At 42.4% G+C, this 17,523-nt stretch carries 18 protein-coding genes and 1 tRNA gene; 7 read left to right on the forward strand and 12 right to left on the reverse strand.

Going from position 1 to position 17,523, the window contains the following annotated elements; genetic code table 11:
* Positions 1-183: 183 nt before the first annotated feature.
* Genes lptB through ACP7BU_RS01195 form a run of 5 tightly spaced genes read right to left on the reverse strand, consistent with a single transcriptional unit; the run spans position 184 to position 3,645 of the window.
* Complete coding sequence (lptB, locus tag ACP7BU_RS01175) at positions 184-927, reverse strand: LPS export ABC transporter ATP-binding protein (RefSeq protein WP_005107230.1); 744 nt, start codon at positions 925-927, stop codon at positions 184-186.
* Positions 927-1,493, reverse strand: coding sequence for a lipopolysaccharide transport periplasmic protein LptA (gene lptA, locus ACP7BU_RS01180; RefSeq protein WP_004646679.1), 567 nt, complete (start codon positions 1,491-1,493; stop codon positions 927-929). Before lptA ends, lptB begins: the two co-directional genes overlap by 1 nt.
* Complete coding sequence (lptC, locus tag ACP7BU_RS01185) at positions 1,477-2,025, reverse strand: LPS export ABC transporter periplasmic protein LptC (protein ID WP_213687166.1); 549 nt, start codon at positions 2,023-2,025, stop codon at positions 1,477-1,479. The genes lptA and lptC overlap by 17 nt, the downstream gene beginning before the upstream one ends.
* Positions 2,026-2,058: 33 nt before the next feature.
* Entirely contained in the window at positions 2,059-2,598 is a 540-nt protein-coding gene (locus tag ACP7BU_RS01190) for a KdsC family phosphatase (RefSeq protein WP_004279958.1), read from the reverse strand.
* Positions 2,599-2,601: 3 nt separating this feature from the next.
* On the reverse strand, positions 2,602-3,645 hold the full coding sequence (locus ACP7BU_RS01195) for a KpsF/GutQ family sugar-phosphate isomerase (protein ID WP_425878194.1): 1,044 nt from the start codon (positions 3,643-3,645) through the stop codon (positions 2,602-2,604).
* Between the two features lie 433 nt (positions 3,646-4,078).
* Between ACP7BU_RS01195 and cysS the strand changes: the two genes are divergently transcribed.
* From cysS to ACP7BU_RS01215, 4 genes are all read left to right on the forward strand, one after another.
* On the forward strand, positions 4,079-5,500 hold the full coding sequence (gene cysS / locus ACP7BU_RS01200; RefSeq protein WP_180087252.1) for a cysteine--tRNA ligase: 1,422 nt from the start codon (positions 4,079-4,081) through the stop codon (positions 5,498-5,500).
* A gap of 62 nt (positions 5,501-5,562) precedes the next feature.
* A tRNA-Gly gene (locus tag ACP7BU_RS01205) sits at positions 5,563-5,638 on the forward strand.
* 192 nt (positions 5,639-5,830) lie between these two features.
* On the forward strand, positions 5,831-6,619 hold the full coding sequence (locus ACP7BU_RS01210; protein ID WP_224215710.1) for a PaaX family transcriptional regulator C-terminal domain-containing protein: 789 nt from the start codon (positions 5,831-5,833) through the stop codon (positions 6,617-6,619).
* Between the two features lie 93 nt (positions 6,620-6,712).
* Positions 6,713-7,690 carry a fatty acid desaturase family protein gene (locus tag ACP7BU_RS01215; protein WP_348939681.1) on the forward strand — a complete coding sequence of 326 codons (978 nt, stop codon included), beginning with the start codon at positions 6,713-6,715 and terminating at the stop codon, positions 7,688-7,690.
* A gap of 31 nt (positions 7,691-7,721) precedes the next feature.
* Here ACP7BU_RS01215 and ACP7BU_RS01220 read toward each other — a convergent pair whose 3' ends face one another.
* Complete coding sequence (locus ACP7BU_RS01220) at positions 7,722-8,663, reverse strand: cation diffusion facilitator family transporter (RefSeq protein WP_425878191.1); 942 nt, start codon at positions 8,661-8,663, stop codon at positions 7,722-7,724.
* Positions 8,664-8,794: 131 nt separating this feature from the next.
* Positions 8,795-9,436 carry a glutathione transferase gene (yfcF, locus tag ACP7BU_RS01225; protein ID WP_425878189.1) on the reverse strand — a complete coding sequence of 214 codons (642 nt, stop codon included), beginning with the start codon at positions 9,434-9,436 and terminating at the stop codon, positions 8,795-8,797.
* 240 nt (positions 9,437-9,676) lie between these two features.
* Here yfcF and ACP7BU_RS01230 point away from each other — a divergent pair, with 240 nt between their 5' ends.
* Positions 9,677-10,393: a glutamine amidotransferase gene (locus ACP7BU_RS01230; protein ID WP_219309591.1), complete on the forward strand. Its 717-nt coding sequence runs from the start codon at positions 9,677-9,679 to the stop codon at positions 10,391-10,393.
* A 46-nt stretch (positions 10,394-10,439) separates the two neighbouring features.
* Here ACP7BU_RS01230 and ACP7BU_RS01235 read toward each other — a convergent pair whose 3' ends face one another.
* The 5 genes from ACP7BU_RS01235 to ACP7BU_RS01255 all read right to left on the reverse strand — a co-directional run bounded on the left by ACP7BU_RS01235 (position 10,440) and on the right by ACP7BU_RS01255 (position 14,956).
* On the reverse strand, positions 10,440-11,027 hold the full coding sequence (locus ACP7BU_RS01235) for a YceI family protein (protein WP_425878187.1): 588 nt from the start codon (positions 11,025-11,027) through the stop codon (positions 10,440-10,442).
* Positions 11,028-11,157: 130 nt separating this feature from the next.
* Positions 11,158-11,613 carry a GNAT family N-acetyltransferase gene (locus ACP7BU_RS01240; protein ID WP_253144725.1) on the reverse strand — a complete coding sequence of 152 codons (456 nt, stop codon included), beginning with the start codon at positions 11,611-11,613 and terminating at the stop codon, positions 11,158-11,160.
* A gap of 175 nt (positions 11,614-11,788) precedes the next feature.
* Positions 11,789-12,004 (reverse strand): hypothetical protein, encoded by a 216-nt coding sequence (locus ACP7BU_RS01245; RefSeq protein WP_005246695.1) that lies wholly within the window; start codon positions 12,002-12,004, stop codon positions 11,789-11,791.
* Between the two features lie 134 nt (positions 12,005-12,138).
* Positions 12,139-14,127 carry a transketolase gene (tkt, locus tag ACP7BU_RS01250; protein ID WP_004279970.1) on the reverse strand — a complete coding sequence of 663 codons (1,989 nt, stop codon included), beginning with the start codon at positions 14,125-14,127 and terminating at the stop codon, positions 12,139-12,141.
* Positions 14,128-14,572: 445 nt separating this feature from the next.
* A complete protein-coding gene (locus ACP7BU_RS01255) occupies positions 14,573-14,956 on the reverse strand; it encodes a prepilin-type N-terminal cleavage/methylation domain-containing protein (protein WP_004279971.1) in 384 nt (127 codons plus the stop codon).
* Positions 14,957-15,429: 473 nt separating this feature from the next.
* Between ACP7BU_RS01255 and metK the strand changes: the two genes are divergently transcribed.
* Complete coding sequence (gene metK, locus ACP7BU_RS01260; RefSeq protein ID WP_004279972.1) at positions 15,430-16,596, forward strand: methionine adenosyltransferase; 1,167 nt, start codon at positions 15,430-15,432, stop codon at positions 16,594-16,596.
* A gap of 330 nt (positions 16,597-16,926) precedes the next feature.
* Positions 16,927-17,271, forward strand: a complete 345-nt coding sequence (locus ACP7BU_RS01265; protein WP_005104359.1) for a hypothetical protein — start codon at positions 16,927-16,929, stop codon at positions 17,269-17,271.
* Positions 17,272-17,523 lie beyond the last annotated feature (252 nt).

Consider the following 17,523-nt stretch of genomic DNA (forward strand, 5'->3'; position numbering starts at 1 on the left):
CCCCTGATTTTTTTTAAAGTGTTCTGCCCTAAATCGTATAATTATGTGATGTTTCTTGTTTTAGCCTAACCATATATCAAATCCCTTTAAAAGAAATCTTTTTCACTTTGATTTGATCAAAAAAAAAACCCTGCATCCGACAACTGGCGTCTGATGCAGGGTTTTTATATAAAGCAGGATTATTTAAACAGTGAAATCATCACCCAGATAAACTTTTCTCACGGTCTCATTCGCCAGAATTTCTTCTGGTGTGCCTTCAGCAAGCAATGCGCCTTCACTGACAATATAAGCATGCTCACAAATCGCCAGCGTTTCACGCACGTTATGATCGGTAATCAGCACCCCAATTCCGCGATCTTTCAAGTTCGTAATAATATCCTTAATATCTCCAACCGAAATCGGATCGACACCGGCAAAAGGCTCATCGAGTAGCATAAATTTTGGGTCAGCCGCAAGTGCACGCGCAATCTCGGCACGACGTCGTTCCCCACCAGATACGCTCATGCCCAAAGAATCTTTGATATGGGTGATTTTAAAGTCTGCCAATAGCTCCGCCAGACGTTGCTGACGTTGTGCCTTGGTCATATCTTTACGGGTTTCCAGAATCGCCATAATATTTTCGGAAATTGTCAGTTTTCGGAAAATCGAAGCTTCCTGCGGCAAATAACCAATTCCCTTACGTGCCCGTTCATGCATTGCGAGGTCGGAAAGATCTAGATCATCGAGATAGATTTCCCCCTTATCCATCCGCACCAGACCGACCACCATATAGAAACTGGTGGTTTTACCGGCGCCATTTGGTCCCAGCAACCCAACAATCTGGCCACTTTCCATGCTGAACGACACATCTTTCACTACCCAGCGTTTATTATAGTTTTTCGCCAGATGCTTAATGGTTAAGGTTTGAACCTGCTGCGATTGCTCCATTAATCACGCGCTCCCGGGAAGGATGTTGAACTAGAGGGTGGAATCACGATTTGTACACGGCCAGACGATGAACCGGTTTTGTTTGGTGTTCCGGTAGCTTCGATATCGCCTTTGTTCATGCTGTATTTTAAAGTCGCACCACGAATACTGGCACCGTCCTGTTGCAGGAAGGCATTACCTGACAAGGTAATAATCCCGGTTTCAGCATTGTAGACAATTTTCTGCGCCTGACCTTTGGCAAGACCTTTGGCCGGATCCACTTTTTGCTGGAACTGTGCCGGGCTGCCTGTCGCTGTAATCAGGCTGATCTGACGCTTATTGTTCAGATTGGCCACAATCGAATTGGCTTGCAGCTTCATGGTGCCCTGTTCAATGATAACGTTGCCCGAATACGTCGTCACACCCGTCCGCTCATTGAAAGTCGCCCGGTCAGCCAGCAAAGTGATTGGCTGGTTACGGTCAGATGGCAGTGCAAAAGCAGCGATTGAACCGAGTCCAACCACAGTCGCCAGCGTCATACGCTTCAGGAAAGTGTGCATCATTTTGGCTTTAGGAGTTTGGTTCATACTTTCCTCGAATATTAAAGAATTCGTATTGACCATCATTAAGATTGGCTTTAAGACCCTGGCTGACAAATTCAGCCTGTGGAGATTCCACAATCACTGTCTTGTCTGTTTCAATTTCACGTGTTTTCGGAAAAGCAGTCAGTTCTTCAGTACGAAACTGCATTTTCCCATTTTGCATGATTTTGGTGGCGAGCACTTCTTGAGAGAGTACAACTTTTGTATTGTCATCATAACCATGCGCCATTTTGGCAAAGAAAGTCGCATCGACTTTACCATTGTCATAAGTCGATGCTTGCAGATTTTCCAGCTTTGAGGTTTCTAGCTGCAGATTCTGCTCAAGTCGGTCCACTTGGGCACGAACCGACACCTGGCCTGCTTCATCCGTCTGGGTTAAGTTAATATTTTGAGCGGAATAGGTCATGCTGCGCGCAGAGTCTGCCTGCAGCTTGTTGCCCTTGCCGCTGTAATAGTAATAACCACCACTTATTGCGGCAATAATCACGGCCGTAATATATAAAACTTTAGTATCCATAAGCGGTGTACTTAATCCAAAAGATATGACTTATTAATAAGGCGCACGAGTATATTTTTCAAGTAACTCTTGGTACATGCCTTTGGACATTAACAGCATATCGCAGATTTCACGCACCGCACCACGTCCACCCTGCGCCTGAGTCACCAGATCGGCACGGCGGCGAACTTCGACATGACCATTAGGCACGGTCACTTTCATGCCCGCAATGGCAAAAGCAGACAGATCAGGCCAATCATCGCCCATGTACAGGCAATCTTCAGGATCAATATTGAGCTGCGCACAGGCTTCACGAAGTGCTGTACCTTTGTCTTCACGGCCCTGATAGACCAGATCAACACCCAGATCCGACATACGCTTTTCTACGATATTGCTTTTACGTCCGGTGATAATAATCACCTTGATTCCTGCTTGTTGAACCAGTTTCATGCCCAGACCATCACGAATATCAAAGGATTTGATCTCATCGCCAGTATTGGTCAGCGTTACAAAGCCATCACTTAAAATACCATCTACATCAAGCACCAGTGCTGCAATATGACGTGCCTGCTCTAATAATACATAAGATGCCATTTATTAATTTACCCCAGCCTGAATCAGGTCATGCATACTAATCACGCCAATGACTTTATTGGCATCATCAACAACTACAAATTGATTAATTTTATGTTCATTCATACGTTCCAGTGCGACCACTGCACGTGCTTCCTGAGAAATGGTCAACGGATTTTTGGTCATCACGTCCTGAATAGCCAGATTGACATCAAAACCTTGCTGCTTATCAATCAAGCGACGCAAGTCACCATCGGTAAAAATCCCCAGCAACACATCATTTTCATCGACGACTGTGGTTAAGCCCAAGCGCTTGTTGGAAATTTCGTACAATACTTTATTCATGGCGGTATCTGGCGAGACTTTAGGTAAATCTGCGCCAGTACGCATCAGATGCTTCACGTGCAATAACAGACGCTTACCCAGCGCACCTGCAGGATGTGAGCGTGCAAAATCATCTGAGGTAAAGCCGCGAGCGTCCAGTAAAGCCACCGCCAAAGCATCACCCAAAGCCAATGTTGCCGTCGTTGACGATGTCGGCGCTAAACCCAGTGGACAGGCTTCTTGGATATTACCCAACGTCAAAGCTACATCAGCATTTTGTGGCATTGGACCACGATCATCACCACTGATGGTAATCAGCGGAATTTCCAGATGTTTGATGAGTGGCATCAACATCATGATTTCATCACTCTTGCCCGAGTTTGAAATCGCAATCAGCACATCACCAGCCACTAACATACCCAAGTCGCCATGACCGGCTTCACCTGGATGCATAAAGAATGAGGGAGTTCCGGTCGAAGCAAAGGTCGCCGCCATTTTACGGCCAATATGACCTGACTTGCCCATTCCGGTAATCACCAGACGGCCAGTACACTGTAAAATAATTTCACATGCCCGGCTAAACCGGTTATCAATCTGTGTTGCTAAAATCTGTAGTGCATTTTCTTCGATGCGCAGTGTTTCAAGTGCGACTTTCTGGAAATCTAGTTGATTCGCTGTTTTTTGTGGATTCAAAGCCTGTTTACCTACGCTAAGGACAGAGAAAAACTCTGGTTTGATGGGCATAATTTTCGCAATTTTAGCATAGCTATGCAATTGTAAGCTTTCTAAATGTAGAAGATTCGACGGATTTTTAATATATTCAGATTGTATTCAACTTGCACAATCTGGTATCTCCGCCTCTACATTCGCTCCATTTTTGACGCTGTAAAAGGCACTTGTTTTTATTTTTTAGGGTAACACGCTTACGCTATCCGAAATAAGTTTGGGTCAAATCAGACCAGACTCATTCAAATATAATTCCATCAGACTGGCAAACACTGCCTCTGAAAATGTAAGCTCAATATTCGCTATTTCACTTCCTGAACCCCTTCTTTATAAATCACTCTCGTTGCCTAACTCCCCTAAATAACTGAGGCTTTTTACGCTTTTATCTTTATGAATAATTATGCTTAGGTTAAGATGATTCATCCTTTTATTTGAAGTCTTTTGAACAGCTATGCAACCATTTGTTCTATATAACTCAGAGCAACGCAAAAAAGTAGAATTCGTACCTCGTGTTGAAGGTCAAATTGATCTGTATGTCTGTGGTATGACGGTGTATGACTACTGTCATATTGGACATGCACGTACAGTGGTTGCATTTGACTATATTATCCGTTTCCTGCGTAGCCAAGGCTGGAAGGTCAAATATGTGCGTAATATTACGGATATTGACGATAAAATTATTAAACGTGCCAATGAAAATGGCGAAAGTATCTCAGAGCTAACCAGCCGCTTTATTGATGCGATGAATGAGGATTTTGCCAAACTGGGCTGCCTTGCACCTGATGTAGCACCTAAAGCCACAGATTACATCGATCAGATGCAAGATATGATCAGCAACCTGGTCGACAAAGGTACGGCTTATCCATCCAATAATGGTGATGTCTACTTTGAGGTCGAGAAGTTTGCCAAATATGGTCGTCTTTCTGGCCGTAAATTAGAAGATATGCAAGCCGGCGCGTCTGAACGTGTCGATGTTGAAGTCGAAAAGAAACACCCGTTTGACTTTGTCCTCTGGAAACATGCCAAGGAAAATGAACCGTCATGGGCATCACCTTGGGGCAATGGCCGTCCAGGCTGGCACATCGAATGTTCAGCAATGTCGACCTGCTGCCTAGGCAATCATTTCGATATTCATGGCGGTGGTGCTGATCTGACTTTCCCGCACCATGAAAATGAAATTGCACAATCTGAAGCATCTACTGGCGAACAGTATGTTAATTACTGGATGCATGCCGGATTCATCAATGTCGATGGCGAGAAAATGTCGAAGTCTTTAGGCAATTTCTTCACCATTCGCGACGTGATTGAAAAATTCCATCCGGAAGTGGTGCGTTACTTTATTGTCTCTTCCCATTATCGTAGCCCGGTGAATTACTCGGATGTTGCCTTAAAAGAAGCAAAAAATACCTTGTCTCGTTTCTACCATTCTTTTAAAACCTATCAGGCGGTTTATGGTGATCATCTGATTGAAACTCTGGATGAGGCTTTGGTTGAGCGTTTCAATGCCGCTATGCGTGATGATTTCAATACGCCTGAAGCGATTGCGGTATTGTTCGAAATCAATAAAGAGCTGAATCGTACCGTGAAAGAAGAAAATGCGGAACAGGCAGCGATCTACTACGCAACTTTACGTCACCTGACCAATATTCTCGGTCTGGTACAGCAAAATGTAGATGAGTTCCTCAAATCTGACATTGGTCAAGAAGCTCTAGGATTGTCACCTGAACAAATTGAAGATTTGATTCAACAGCGTCAGGATGCCAAGAAAGCCAAAGAGTTCGCACGTGCGGATGAGATTCGTCAATCTTTACTTGATCAAGGCGTGGTACTTGAGGATACTCGTCAAGGTACAGTTTGGCGTCGTGCTGATTAATTAATCAAACAGATTTATAGGGAGTTGACACTGCTGTGGAATTCTCTATAATTCACCTCATTGCGGGAATAGCTCAGTTGGTAGAGCATAACCTTGCCAAGGTTGGGGTCGGGAGTTCGAGTCTCCTTTCCCGCTCCAGAATACGAAAAACCCTTATCGAAAGATAAGGGTTTTTTTATTGTGTTTGAAAAAAATTTATTAATAAAATGTATATCTCAAATCACTTATTCATCCTCTTTTACCCTGACAATTTTTTTGGGTTATTCATGACAAAGTGCTATTGTGGATAAACTTTAAAACTTTCAATCCCTTTCATAACGATATCGTTTCATGACTTATAAATTGAATGCTCGTCATCTTGTTTTAGACTTACTCTACGCTTCTAAGAACTCAACCTTGACTATTAAGCGGATATTAGCTGCTGCTGAATTATTGGGTATATCTGACAATGGTATCCGTGTCGCTGTGGCTCGATTAAATCAGGAAAATTTCATTCAAGCTGTGGAACGCGGCGTGTATCAATTGCTAGAGAAAAAATTCGATACTTCTTTTATCAGCTTAAACAAACACCCTGATATGCAAACGGCGACCACATGGAACGGAAAATATGTATTGGTCTATACCGGCACTTTGGGACGTGTAGACCGTACCGCCTTATATAAAAGAGAAAAAGCGCTGCGTTATTATGGTTTTCAGGAACTAGAGCAAAATGTTTTTATTCGTCCCGATAATTTAACGCTAAACCTAAGTCCATTAAAAACAGCTGTAATCCAGTTTGGATTAGATCCTGACGCACGTTTTTTCCAAGTCAGTCAACTGGAAAGTGAAACCGAAATTCGTGATTTATGGGATATCGAAGAGCTACATCAGACCTATCATGCAGTACAGCATGATATTAACGACTGGTTTGAAAATTACCAAAATCTGACTTTAGCAGAGGCTGCAAAAAGTGCCTTTTATCTAGGTAAATCTGCCCTGTTTAGTTTACGTGCTGATCCTTTGCTTCCTGCAGAATGGATAGACACCGATGCCCGACAACAATTTGAGCTCGCAGTCCGCAAAATAGAAAAACAGGGTCAACTTTTATGGCAACACTATTTTAAAGACCAAGGGGTCTAATTTATTTCTTTTTTATACACAAAAATAAATTGACTGTAATATTTCATCCAAATATATTGAATAAAGCAATAAGAACTAAATATAGGCAGAAGAATGAACAGCAAGGTCAGTGTCACAGAACTTTTTAGTCGTGATGAAATTAAAGAACTCACCACGACCTCAGACTTACACGGTGCCTGGGCAGTAGGTTCAACCTGGACCGTAATTGTCATGACCTTTGGTACGGTTGCCTATAGCTGGGAATATTTACCTACATGGGGGAAAGTCCTGATGTGCGCGCTGGCATTGGCCATTCTTGCGGGACGCCAGCTTGCGATGGCTATTTTGATGCATGATGCCTCACATCATAGCCTGTTCAAAACTAAATGGTTAAACACTCATTTGACCGACTGGCTCTGTGCACGCCCGATCTGGAATGATGTTAGCAAGTATCGTCCTTATCATCTGAAACATCATGCTAAAACCTCACAGCCAGATGATCCTGACTTGGGGTTGGTAAAAAAATTTCCCATTACTCAAAGCTCACTATTCAGGAAATTTTTCCGTGACCTGAATGGACAATCTGGGCTTAAGTTTCTTGCAGGTCGGGTATTGATGGATCTTGAATTACTGGAATGGAGTGTTTCCAACGACCCCAAGCCAATTCTGCGTGGTGATCGTAGCAATCTAGAACTCGCAAAAAATCTGCTGAAAAATAGTTCAGGTATGCTGATCTCAAATGCAGCAATTTTTTCTGCACTGTGGGCCAGCGGACATCCTAAACTGTATTTATTATGGCCTCTTGCCTATATCACTCCATTTCCCCTGTTTATCCGCATCCGAGCCATGGCTGAGCATGCCGGATTAGAAACCAGTCATTCTGCCCTTAGTAATACCCGAACCACTCGTGCAGGTTGGTTGGCACGTGCTCTGGTTGCCCCGATTCATGTGAACTATCATATTGAACATCATTTGATGGCCTCTGTTCCGCATCAAAAGCTGGCGAGAATGCACCAGATGTTAAGGGAGCGTGAGTATGTCGATGCTCCGCCAAGTTATTTGGATGTGATTCGCTCACTTTTAAAAAAATAATCAATTTTCCCGATTCTTATATTATTCCACTTCAATGCTGATGGGTTTCGACATGTGAATGCAGATGTGAGGATTGTCCCCGATGTTCTGGTGGGCAGTCTTCCGCTTCAATCTGCAAAGTCATCTCGGTAATATGATGCTCATGGTGAAGCATCTCAAAGGTCTGATGCCGCAGTTTCTGATAATCCACATTCGGCGCAACCAGATGCACAGTCAGCATGACTTTTTTGGAAGTAATTGCCCAAACCTTGAGCTGATGAATGTCCTGAACCCCTTCGAGCGCCAAAAGATCGTGGCGTAATTTTTCAATATCAATTTCATCCGGCACACCCTCAAGCAGAATATTGATGCTCTGTTTCAGCAAAATCCAGGTTCTTGGCAATACCCAAAATCCGATCAATACCGCAATCAGCGCATCCATCCACATCCAGCCAGTCAAATAAATCACTAGTGCCCCAATAATTACTCCGACTGATCCCAGCGCATCACTGAGAACTTCCAGATAAGCACCTTTAACATTGAGACTTTCCTGACTACTGGATACCAGAATTTTCATGGAAATCAGATTAATGGTCAGCCCCAAGGTGGCTACGATCATCATCCCCAAACTCTGGATTTCCGGCGGATGACTCAAACGCTGATAAGCTTCAAACAAGATATAAATCGCAACTACAAACAGCATCAAGGCGTTAAACAGGGCAGCCAGAATTTCAAAACGCTGATAACCAAAAGTCCGTTTATTGTCTGCCGGTTTTTGTCCAATTTTAATGGCCACTAATGCGATAGCCAGTGCAGCAGCATCGGTAAACATATGCGCAGCATCAGAAAGTAGGGCCAAACTTTGAGTCAGAAAACCGGCAATCACTTCCACAATTAAAAAAGTCGTGGTTAATGCCAACGCTATTGATAATTTTTTGGCATTTTTTGCAGTCACAGTGACATGACTATGTTCATGATGATGTGAATTCCCCACCGGCCACTCCTTCCTTCTTATTCAATGAGGATTATATCCTCTGTATCTTTCAAGTTTTATTCTGATTCATATTACGCTTGAATTTTATCTATTTAAGTAGGTTTTTTTATGAACTGTTTTATCAGTCGGCATTAGATTAAAGTTTTAGCTTTTTCATGTTCTGCAAGCCAGGCTTGTACCGAAGCACACTTAAAATTACGCTCGACATATTCTATTATTTTCACAGGAAGTTTCACCTGATGGCTCAGCAAACGATGCAACATAAAGGCCAGATCAAAGTCTGCAATGGACCAGTGTTCAGTCAACCATATGTCCTCCAGCATATATTCTGCCACATTCACCAAGCGCTGAATTTCTTCAGTGATCGGAGCTGTAAGAGGTGTAGATATTTTTGCTGGGTGAAATACCCAATCGGAAGGCATCTGCTGGCGGATTTGCATAAAATCGGTTTTGACCAAAGCTTGTATGGCGCGACATTTGGCTCTGGCCTGAATTTCCTTAGGATATAAGGCCGGATAACTTGGAGCCGGAAAGGCATCTTCCAAGTATTCAGTGATCGCCCATGATTCAAACAGGCTAAAGTTATCTACTATTAAACACGGAACTTTAGCACTTGGACAAATGGCTTGATAAGCCGCGGATTTCTGTTGCTGCTGATCTAAATCAATCACGATTTCCTGAAAATCTAAACCCTTTTCTTTTAAGGCAACATAAACCGACATGGCATAGGGGCTGATTCTGTTTTTATCGACATATAAACGTATATTTTGCATATCCTTGATCCTGATGGTCTTGTTGTTTTTATTCAGTACGGCAGTCTTACTCTACTCTCTTTCCTACACAAAAGAAAAAATGAACTGCTTAATGTAGCGATCACACGGAAATTTTTAGAAACTTTCTGATAGCGCAGCGATGCTCATTATTTTCTATTTTGCACAGGATCGGTAGATAAAGCCTTTTATTTTGCTTTTGATTCACGTTAAATTAAATCATTCTCTTGATATCAAAAAACTATGCTGAACTTAGCCCACCTCCCCGATACCGTTTATGCCATTCAACATCTCGCTTTTGAAGACTTAGGCGCTTGGGAAGATATTTTTTATCAGCTCGGCTTACGTGTGCGTTATTTCGAAGCCGGTATCGATGATCTCACTAAGGCTTTTGAACATCCCGGATTAACAGTCATTCTCGGTGGCCCGATTGCAGTCTATGAAACTGAGGATTATCCTTTTTTACAACAGGAAATAGACTTACTTAAAGTTCGCCTGCAAAAGAATTTACCGACATTAGGCATCTGTTTAGGTGCGCAATTAATTGCTGCTGCATTGGATGCTGAAGTCTATCCAGGAGATGTAAAGGAAATTGACTGGTCTAAACTCAGTCTTGCTTCTATTGAAAATAATCCACTAAAAGCTCTGGATGATATTGACGTCCTGCATTGGCATGGTGATACCTTTGACCTACCTGAACAGGCTGAATTGCTGGCCAGCTCTGATCTTTATCCAAATCAGGCCTTTCGGGTAGGACAGAATATTCTAGCACTACAATTCCATGCTGAAGTGGCCAGTGAAAGTTTAGAGAAATGGCTGATTGGACATACCTGTGAGTTACGCAAAGCCCAGATCAATATCCCTGCCTTGCGGGCGGATCATCAAAGCTATGCGCCCGCGCTTGAACAGGCAGCCAGTTCGGTATTGATGCATTATTTAGAAAACCTGCAACTTAAATAACCGTAATAAAAAAGCACCCAACTGGGTGCTTTTTTATTTGTCATTTTTACTTTTTCGGAGCAGGTACAGAAGCCTCGGTAGTAATGTTCACTGTAATTTTATCGCCCACATTTGGAACATAACCGCCTACCCCAAAGGCTGAACGGTTAAATGAAGTGGTTGCATTGAAACCAATCGTTTGTAATTTTGTCATTGGGTGCATGCCTTGTTTATTTAAAACTGCGTCCAGTACCACAGGTTTAGTGACATCTTTTACGGTTAAGTTACCGGTGATTTTGTATTTGTTTTTGCCTAAAGCCTGAACTTTAGTACTTTTAAAAGTGATATTCGGATATTTGGCAGCATCAAAAAATTCTGCTGTCTTAATATGGTCATCCAGCGCTTTCACATTCGTATTAATGCTTGCAACCGGGATATTCACATTGACCGAAGAATTCGCAGGTTTTACATTATCAACATTAATCGTACCTTGGATGTCACTGAAGTTTGCAGATGGTGTAGAGAAACCAAAGTGGCTCCAAGAGAACACCGTTGCTGAATGAGTCGGGTCAATCGTATAGGCCACTGGTTTTGCCATAGAAACTGTTGCTACAGATGCGACCGCCAAGCCTAATGCTAATGTTTTGAAATTCATGTTTTTATCTCACGTTTTGGATGTTATTAAGTGTATAGAATCTGGAACCGTTTACAGCCCTAAAGATAAAACGTTTTGTTGCAGTGATGAAACGATAAAATTGTAAGTTATTTTTTTTAATTTTTGAGCTTTAATCCATACGGTACTGGATGAATCCAGTTTTCTTGGCGACTTTGTTATACAATGCTTGTGCCTGATGATTTGATTCCTGAGTCAGCCAGTAAACCCGGTCGCAATTACGCTGCTGTGCAACCTGATAGACATGTTGAATCAACTTACGCGCCACACCCTTTCCCCGATAGTCAGGATGGGTAAATAGATCCTGCAAATAGGCATAAGGTCTTACTGTCCAGCTACTATTATGTTCGATAACATGCACAATCCCCACGACCTTTCCATCCATCAGCGCCGCAAAACCGTACATTGAATCTAATTCATAATTGGTTAATTTATCCCAGGTATTTTCACTTACCTCTTCAGAAATTTGCGTCTGATAAAAGCGTTGATAGTCTTGCCATAAAAATAGCCATTCTGCCTGTGATATTTGCTCTAAAGATTTGATCTGGATCTGGGGCTGTATATTCATGTTTAACCGCTTCTTTGGCTTATTTCTTTAATTTAAGTCATTTCGATAGTAGTCGCTGAATTTTTATAGCGGCCTAAACTTAGCTTTATCTCATCTGGTGCTCATAAGCAACCTGTCAGATGAAAATCATCCGGCATAAAAAAAGGCCCAATCAGGGACTTTTCATGCTTTATGTTTAAAGTTTTTCAACCAGAATACGATCAACCTGTTTTAGGCCAGTCGTCTTTTCATGATTTTTACGACGCACTTTAATGACCTTTTCTTCGGCTAATTCTTGCAGCATTAAATCAACTGCAACCATCGCTTCAAGAGCTAACTCCTGTCCGATCCACTTGAGTTCGCCTGCATCCATTAAAATAATTTCATCGTTAATTTGTTCATACAAGCTCATGTTCATCTCACTCTTTCATTTCGACTATGGGAGAACTTTCTAACGATTGCCACATGAAAACAACGCTAAAAAGCGAAAAAATAAAAGACGCCCCAAAAATGGAGCGTCTTTTAAAAAACTGCTTAATCAGTTGATTATGCAGTAATCTCTTTTATAGCTGCTACAACTGCTTCAGTGGTAATCCCGAAGAACTGGAACAGATCTTTTGCAGGTGCAGATTCGCCATACGTTGTCATACCGATTACGCGACCATCAAGGCCCACAAATTTCCACCAGTAATCAACATGTGCAGCCTCAACAGCAACACGTGCACGAATATTTGATGGAAGAACCGCTTCACGATAAGCTGCATCTTGCTTCATGAATTCTTCAGCACATGGCATAGACACGACACGCACGCCTTCAAGCTGTGCATAAGCTTCCATTGCCAGAGATACTTCAGAACCAGTTGCAATGATGATGGCTTTCAATTCGCCTTTTTCTTCAGCCAATACATAGCCACCTTTCGCAGCGTTCTCAATTTGAGCTTGAGTACGGGTTTGGAATGGCAAGTTCTGACGAGAGAAGATCAATGCGGTTGGACCTTCAGCACGCGTTAATGCAGATTTCCAAGAAATTGCTGCTTCAACGGTGTCACATGGACGCCATGTATTTAGGTTTGGTGTACCACGAAGGGATGCGATCTGCTCAACAGGTTGATGCGTTGGGCCATCTTCACCCAGACCAATTGAGTCATGCGTATACACATGGATCACGCGCTGTTTCATTAATGCAGACATACGTACCGCATTACGTGCATATTCCATAAACATCAGGAATGTTGCTACATAAGGGATGAACCCGCCATGCAGTGCAACACCATTCGCGATTGCAGTCATACCGAATTCACGTACGCCATAGTGTACGTAGTTACCTGCCGGATTGTCCTGTACGCCTTGCGCGCCTTTCCAAAGGGTCAGGTTAGAACCTGCAAGATCCGCAGAACCACCTAGAACTTCTGGCAATAATGGAACAAGTGCTTGCAATACATTTTGGCTGGCTTTACGCGTTGCAATTGTTTCAGCTTTGGCATTCACTTCTGCAATATAGGCATCCGCTTTTGCAACGAAGTCAGCCGGTAATTCACCAGATAAACGACGTTTAAATTCAGCGGCTTCAGTTGGATATTTTGCAGCATAAGCAGCAAATGTTTCGTTCCAAGCTGCTTCTGATTCAGCACCTTTGGCTTTCGCATCCCAAGCTGCATAAACATCTTCAGGAATCACAAATGCTTCGTCAGTCCAACCTAGCGCTTCACGAGTCAACACGATTTCGTCATGACCGAGTGGTGCACCATGACTGTCTTCTTTACCTTGCTTGTTTGGTGAACCCAAACCAATCACGGTTTTACAGATAATGATGGTTGGTTTAGCAGTTTCAGCTTTCGCCTCAATCGTTGCCTGACGGATTGCATCTGCATCGTGGCCATCAACTTTAATCACTTGCCAGCCGTATGCCAGAAAGCGTTGTTCTGTATCGTCAGAGAACCAGCCTTCCACTTCGCCGTCAATCGAGATGCCATTGTCGTCATAGTAAGCAATCAATTTGCCCAGACCCAATGTACCCGCCAAAGAACATGCTTCGTGAGAAACACCTTCCATCAAACAGCCATCGCCGAGGAAGCAATAAGTGAAGTGATCTACAACTTGGATGTCGTCTTTGTTGAATTGCGCAGCTAGAGTTTTTTCAGCCAGTGCAAAACCGACAGCATTCGCGATGCCTTGACCTAAAGGACCAGTCGTCGTTTCAATCCCTGGTGCATAGCCCAACTCCGGGTGACCAGGTGTTTTAGAATGAAGTTGACGGAATGCTTTAAGATCTTCAATCGAAAGATCGTAGCCCGTTAAATGAAGAAGCGCATATTGAAGCATAGAGCCATGGCCATTTGATAATACAAAACGGTCACGGTTTGCCCAATTCGGGTTGGTCGGGTTGTGGTTCATGAATTCACGCCAAACCACATCAGCGATATCTGCCATCCCCATTGGAGCACCTGGATGTCCTGAGTTTGCTTTTTGCACAGCATCCATTGCCAATACACGAATTGCGTTTGCAATACGACGTTCATTAAGCGGGGTTGTCATAAATCAGAGTCCAAAATATTCAGAAATAGGAAATGATGAAAAGACTTTCAAAACTGCTGTCTATTGTCTTAAAAAAACAGCGAGGGGTAAAGACTAACCAACAATATTTATCAGTTTATTGAGTGTCTCTTGCCTTATCGTACAATTATTCCACATTTCTTCTTCGGCTTTGATTCGCTCTACTGGTTTACAGATTGAATTATCCTGCATTTCAAAAGCGACTTTAATTTCTGTATCTGGATTTCAAGCTGATAAACAGGATTGAATTTATGCTGATTTTGTTTCTATTTCATATGTCTCACACCATTATTTTTGAAGAAAATTCATACAATTCTCTGATGTATTCATAATGTAATTTGTATTAAATTTTATAAAATATTGGCAGGATTGTTTGATATACAGGTGAAATCTAATTTGCCTAGGCTAATTTCCAACCTCGGCAGACTTATTGTCCTTGACAATCTTTAGGCAAATAGCGCTGCTGAATATCAGTGGAATAACATTTGCCACTATGAACATCAAAAGCGACTGATTTCCCGCGAATCGCAGTATCTACACCCTGCTCTCGTATCTTGAACTCTATCCGGCAAGCGGCATTAATAATGACTTTTTCGATATATTGACCATGCCCACCAATCTGGCGTCCGGCATCACAGTGCTGATCCGAAGCAATAAACTGGGTTCGATATGCTCCAGCCTGTTCAAACACTTCGGCCAATTGATTACGCACGACATAAGCTTGATAACTCATAAAAGCCATCGTCACTAAAATCGCGATAATGATGAGCACGATCAGCACTTCAATCAGGGTAAATGCCTTTTGATACATGATTTCTGATCTCCTTACAGTCTTGCTCCAAGAAGTCCATAGCAAAAGATGTCGCCATTCCTAACCAGCTAATGTGGAAGACTTAGCGCTAATATGAAGATATACCCGAACATCAACAAGACATTTGGTCGCAAGGCGCACAGCCTGAATCTGCTTTATTGATGTAATGATCACTTGCTTAAGTAAATTTTGAATTTTGAGCTTTGTATTTTGTCTATCGTCTATTTTTTTAAGATTTAATCGGAAATCTAAGCATTTAATTTTCTGACAGTCTGACGGATTAAAATATTGTTGCTTCATATTCCCCAATCAATAATGCTGTCTAAATAGACATATCAATTTTTTTAATTCTATTAATCAATTAAAAACACAATAATTTGAAACAATTTCGACCAATTTTGTCGTGTTAAGCTAGTCCTAGAGCGCAACTCGATGTAACATATCGGGTCTTTAAAATTAACTGTGATAGGACTATGCGCGAGTACGCTGTATTTACTTCGGAATCTGTAAGCGAAGGCCATCCAGATAAAATGGCTGACCAAATCAGTGACGCTATTTTGGATGCAATCTTAAAAGAAGACCCATATGCACGGGTTGCTTGTGAAACGCTTGTAAAAACAGGTGCGGTTGTACTTGCCGGTGAAATCACAACGACAGCAAATGTTGATTTTGAGGCAATTGTACGTCATACCGTAAACGGAATTGGTTATCACCATTCTGATCTTGGTTTTGATGGTTCAACCTGTGCCGTGATCAACATGATTGGTAAACAGTCACCTGAAATTGCTCAAGGTGTCGACCGCCAGAAACCTGAAGATCAGGGTGCCGGCGACCAAGGTTTAATGTTCGGTTACGCCAGCCGCGAGACTGATGTATTAATGCCTGCGCCGATTTCATATGCGCATCGCTTGATGGAAAAGCAGGCTGAATTACGCCGTAATGGCACCTTGCCATGGTTACGCCCAGATGCAAAAAGCCAGGTAACGTTTGCTTATGAAAATGGCGTACCAGTTCGTTTAGATGCAGTCGTTCTTTCGACTCAACATGATTCTGAAATCACTCAAGCGAACCTGAAAGAAGCTGTGATTGAAGAGATTGTGAAGAAAATCATTCCTGCTGACATGTTCCATGCGGACACCAAATTCCACATCAACCCAACGGGTATGTTTGTGATCGGTGGTCCTGTGGGTGACTGTGGTTTGACTGGCCGTAAAATTATCGTAGATACCTACGGCGGTATGGCACGTCACGGCGGTGGTGCTTTCTCTGGTAAAGATCCATCTAAAGTTGACCGCTCTGCTGCGTATGCAGGTCGTTATGTGGCGAAAAACATCGTTGCTGCTGGCTTGGCTGACAAGTGTGAGATTCAGGTGTCTTATGCGATTGGTGTTGCTGAGCCAACTTCAATTTCAATCAATACATTCAATACTGCAAAAGTCTCTGAAGAATTGATTATTGCACTGGTTCGTGAACATTTCGACTTACGTCCATATGGCATTACCCGTATGCTTGACCTGATCCAGCCAATGTATAAGCAAACTGCTGCTTATGGTCACTTCGGTCGTGAAGGTTCAGATACTGCATTTACCTGGGAAAAAACTGACAAAGTGGAAGCGCTTAAAGCCTCTGCTGGTCTATAAGTTTTTCTTAAAAAAAGCCTGCATCATGCGGGCTTTTTTCTGTCTTTCATTTCTTCATTTTTAGAATTATCTCTGGCTCATGATGCCAAATATCTAAATACCAAACTTCATACTATAATCTGCATGTCGAATGATAGTTTTGAAGCTCCCCTCTCTGTGAATATCACTATTCCATGAAACTTAAAACAACTTCCGACTGTGCCATTACAGTATAAGTATCGAAAAAAGTTACAGTTAATCAACAAATGTTGATCTATTTGCTAGCATAAATCTAAACAAATGGCTGCTAAATTAGATTGCAGCTCTACAACAACAAAAGGATATTACTCGATGAATAAATTACTGATTGCTTTAGGTTTGGCGACCACTGTTGCCTTAGTCGGCTGTAGTAAAGAAGAAGCGCCTGAAACCGGCGCAACCACAGGTGAGCATTTAGAAAATGCAGCCAATCAAGCCGGTCATGATATGGAAGATGCCAGCCGTGAGGCTGCGGTAGAAACCGAACGAGCAATGGATAATGCCGCGGAAAATACTGCTCAGGCAGCGGACGAAGCAGCTGCTGCAACGTCTAGAGCAGCAGATGCCACTGCGGAAGCAGCACGTAAAGCAACTGCAGCAACAGCTGCGGCAGTTGAGGAAGGTGCCGGAGAAGTTCGGGAAAAAGCTGAAAACTGATTTTAGGATTCAGCTTGATGTTTAAAAGCCTGCGATTGCAGGCTTTTTTATTAGAGATGATTTTAAATAGCGAATGATCTAAATTGAAATTGCATTAATTCTTGATGGGATCATTTTTTATCTAAATGAGTCGACAAAATCAGATAAACTGATAAAACTTATCAAGTATTAGAATGACTTAATTGTGATTCACTCGGCAAAACGGGCTGCATTTAAACTGAAATTCAGTAGAATACCAGCCTTTATTTTTAA

Origin of the sequence: Acinetobacter sp. 40AMC3-4 (assembly GCF_049898185.1) — a bacterium.
Lineage (GTDB): Bacteria > Pseudomonadota > Gammaproteobacteria > Pseudomonadales > Moraxellaceae > Acinetobacter.

Bases quoted from the DNA above. Each gene is read 5' to 3' on its own strand.
- cysS (WP_180087252.1), top strand. From the start codon at position 4,079: ATGCAACCATTTGTTCTATATAACTCAGAGCAACGCAAAAAAGTAGAA.
- ACP7BU_RS01190 (WP_004279958.1), bottom strand. From the start codon at position 2,598: ATGGCATCTTATGTATTATTAGAGCAGGCACGTCATATTGCAGCACTG.
- ACP7BU_RS01230 (WP_219309591.1), top strand. From the start codon at position 9,677: ATGCTGAACTTAGCCCACCTCCCCGATACCGTTTATGCCATTCAACAT.
- lptC (WP_213687166.1), bottom strand. From the start codon at position 2,025: ATGGATACTAAAGTTTTATATATTACGGCCGTGATTATTGCCGCAATA.
- yfcF (WP_425878189.1), bottom strand. From the start codon at position 9,436: ATGCAAAATATACGTTTATATGTCGATAAAAACAGAATCAGCCCCTAT.
- ACP7BU_RS01195 (WP_425878194.1), bottom strand. From the start codon at position 3,645: ATGCCCATCAAACCAGAGTTTTTCTCTGTCCTTAGCGTAGGTAAACAG.
- ACP7BU_RS01240 (WP_253144725.1), bottom strand. From the start codon at position 11,613: ATGAATATACAGCCCCAGATCCAGATCAAATCTTTAGAGCAAATATCA.
- ACP7BU_RS01265 (WP_005104359.1), top strand. From the start codon at position 16,927: ATGAATAAATTACTGATTGCTTTAGGTTTGGCGACCACTGTTGCCTTA.
- metK (WP_004279972.1), top strand. From the start codon at position 15,430: ATGCGCGAGTACGCTGTATTTACTTCGGAATCTGTAAGCGAAGGCCAT.
- ACP7BU_RS01215 (WP_348939681.1), top strand. From the start codon at position 6,713: ATGAACAGCAAGGTCAGTGTCACAGAACTTTTTAGTCGTGATGAAATT.
- lptA (WP_004646679.1), bottom strand. From the start codon at position 1,493: ATGAACCAAACTCCTAAAGCCAAAATGATGCACACTTTCCTGAAGCGT.
- tkt (WP_004279970.1), bottom strand. From the start codon at position 14,127: ATGACAACCCCGCTTAATGAACGTCGTATTGCAAACGCAATTCGTGTA.
- ACP7BU_RS01210 (WP_224215710.1), top strand. From the start codon at position 5,831: ATGACTTATAAATTGAATGCTCGTCATCTTGTTTTAGACTTACTCTAC.
- lptB (WP_005107230.1), bottom strand. From the start codon at position 927: ATGGAGCAATCGCAGCAGGTTCAAACCTTAACCATTAAGCATCTGGCG.
- ACP7BU_RS01255 (WP_004279971.1), bottom strand. From the start codon at position 14,956: ATGTATCAAAAGGCATTTACCCTGATTGAAGTGCTGATCGTGCTCATC.
- ACP7BU_RS01235 (WP_425878187.1), bottom strand. From the start codon at position 11,027: ATGAATTTCAAAACATTAGCATTAGGCTTGGCGGTCGCATCTGTAGCA.
- ACP7BU_RS01245 (WP_005246695.1), bottom strand. From the start codon at position 12,004: ATGAGCTTGTATGAACAAATTAACGATGAAATTATTTTAATGGATGCA.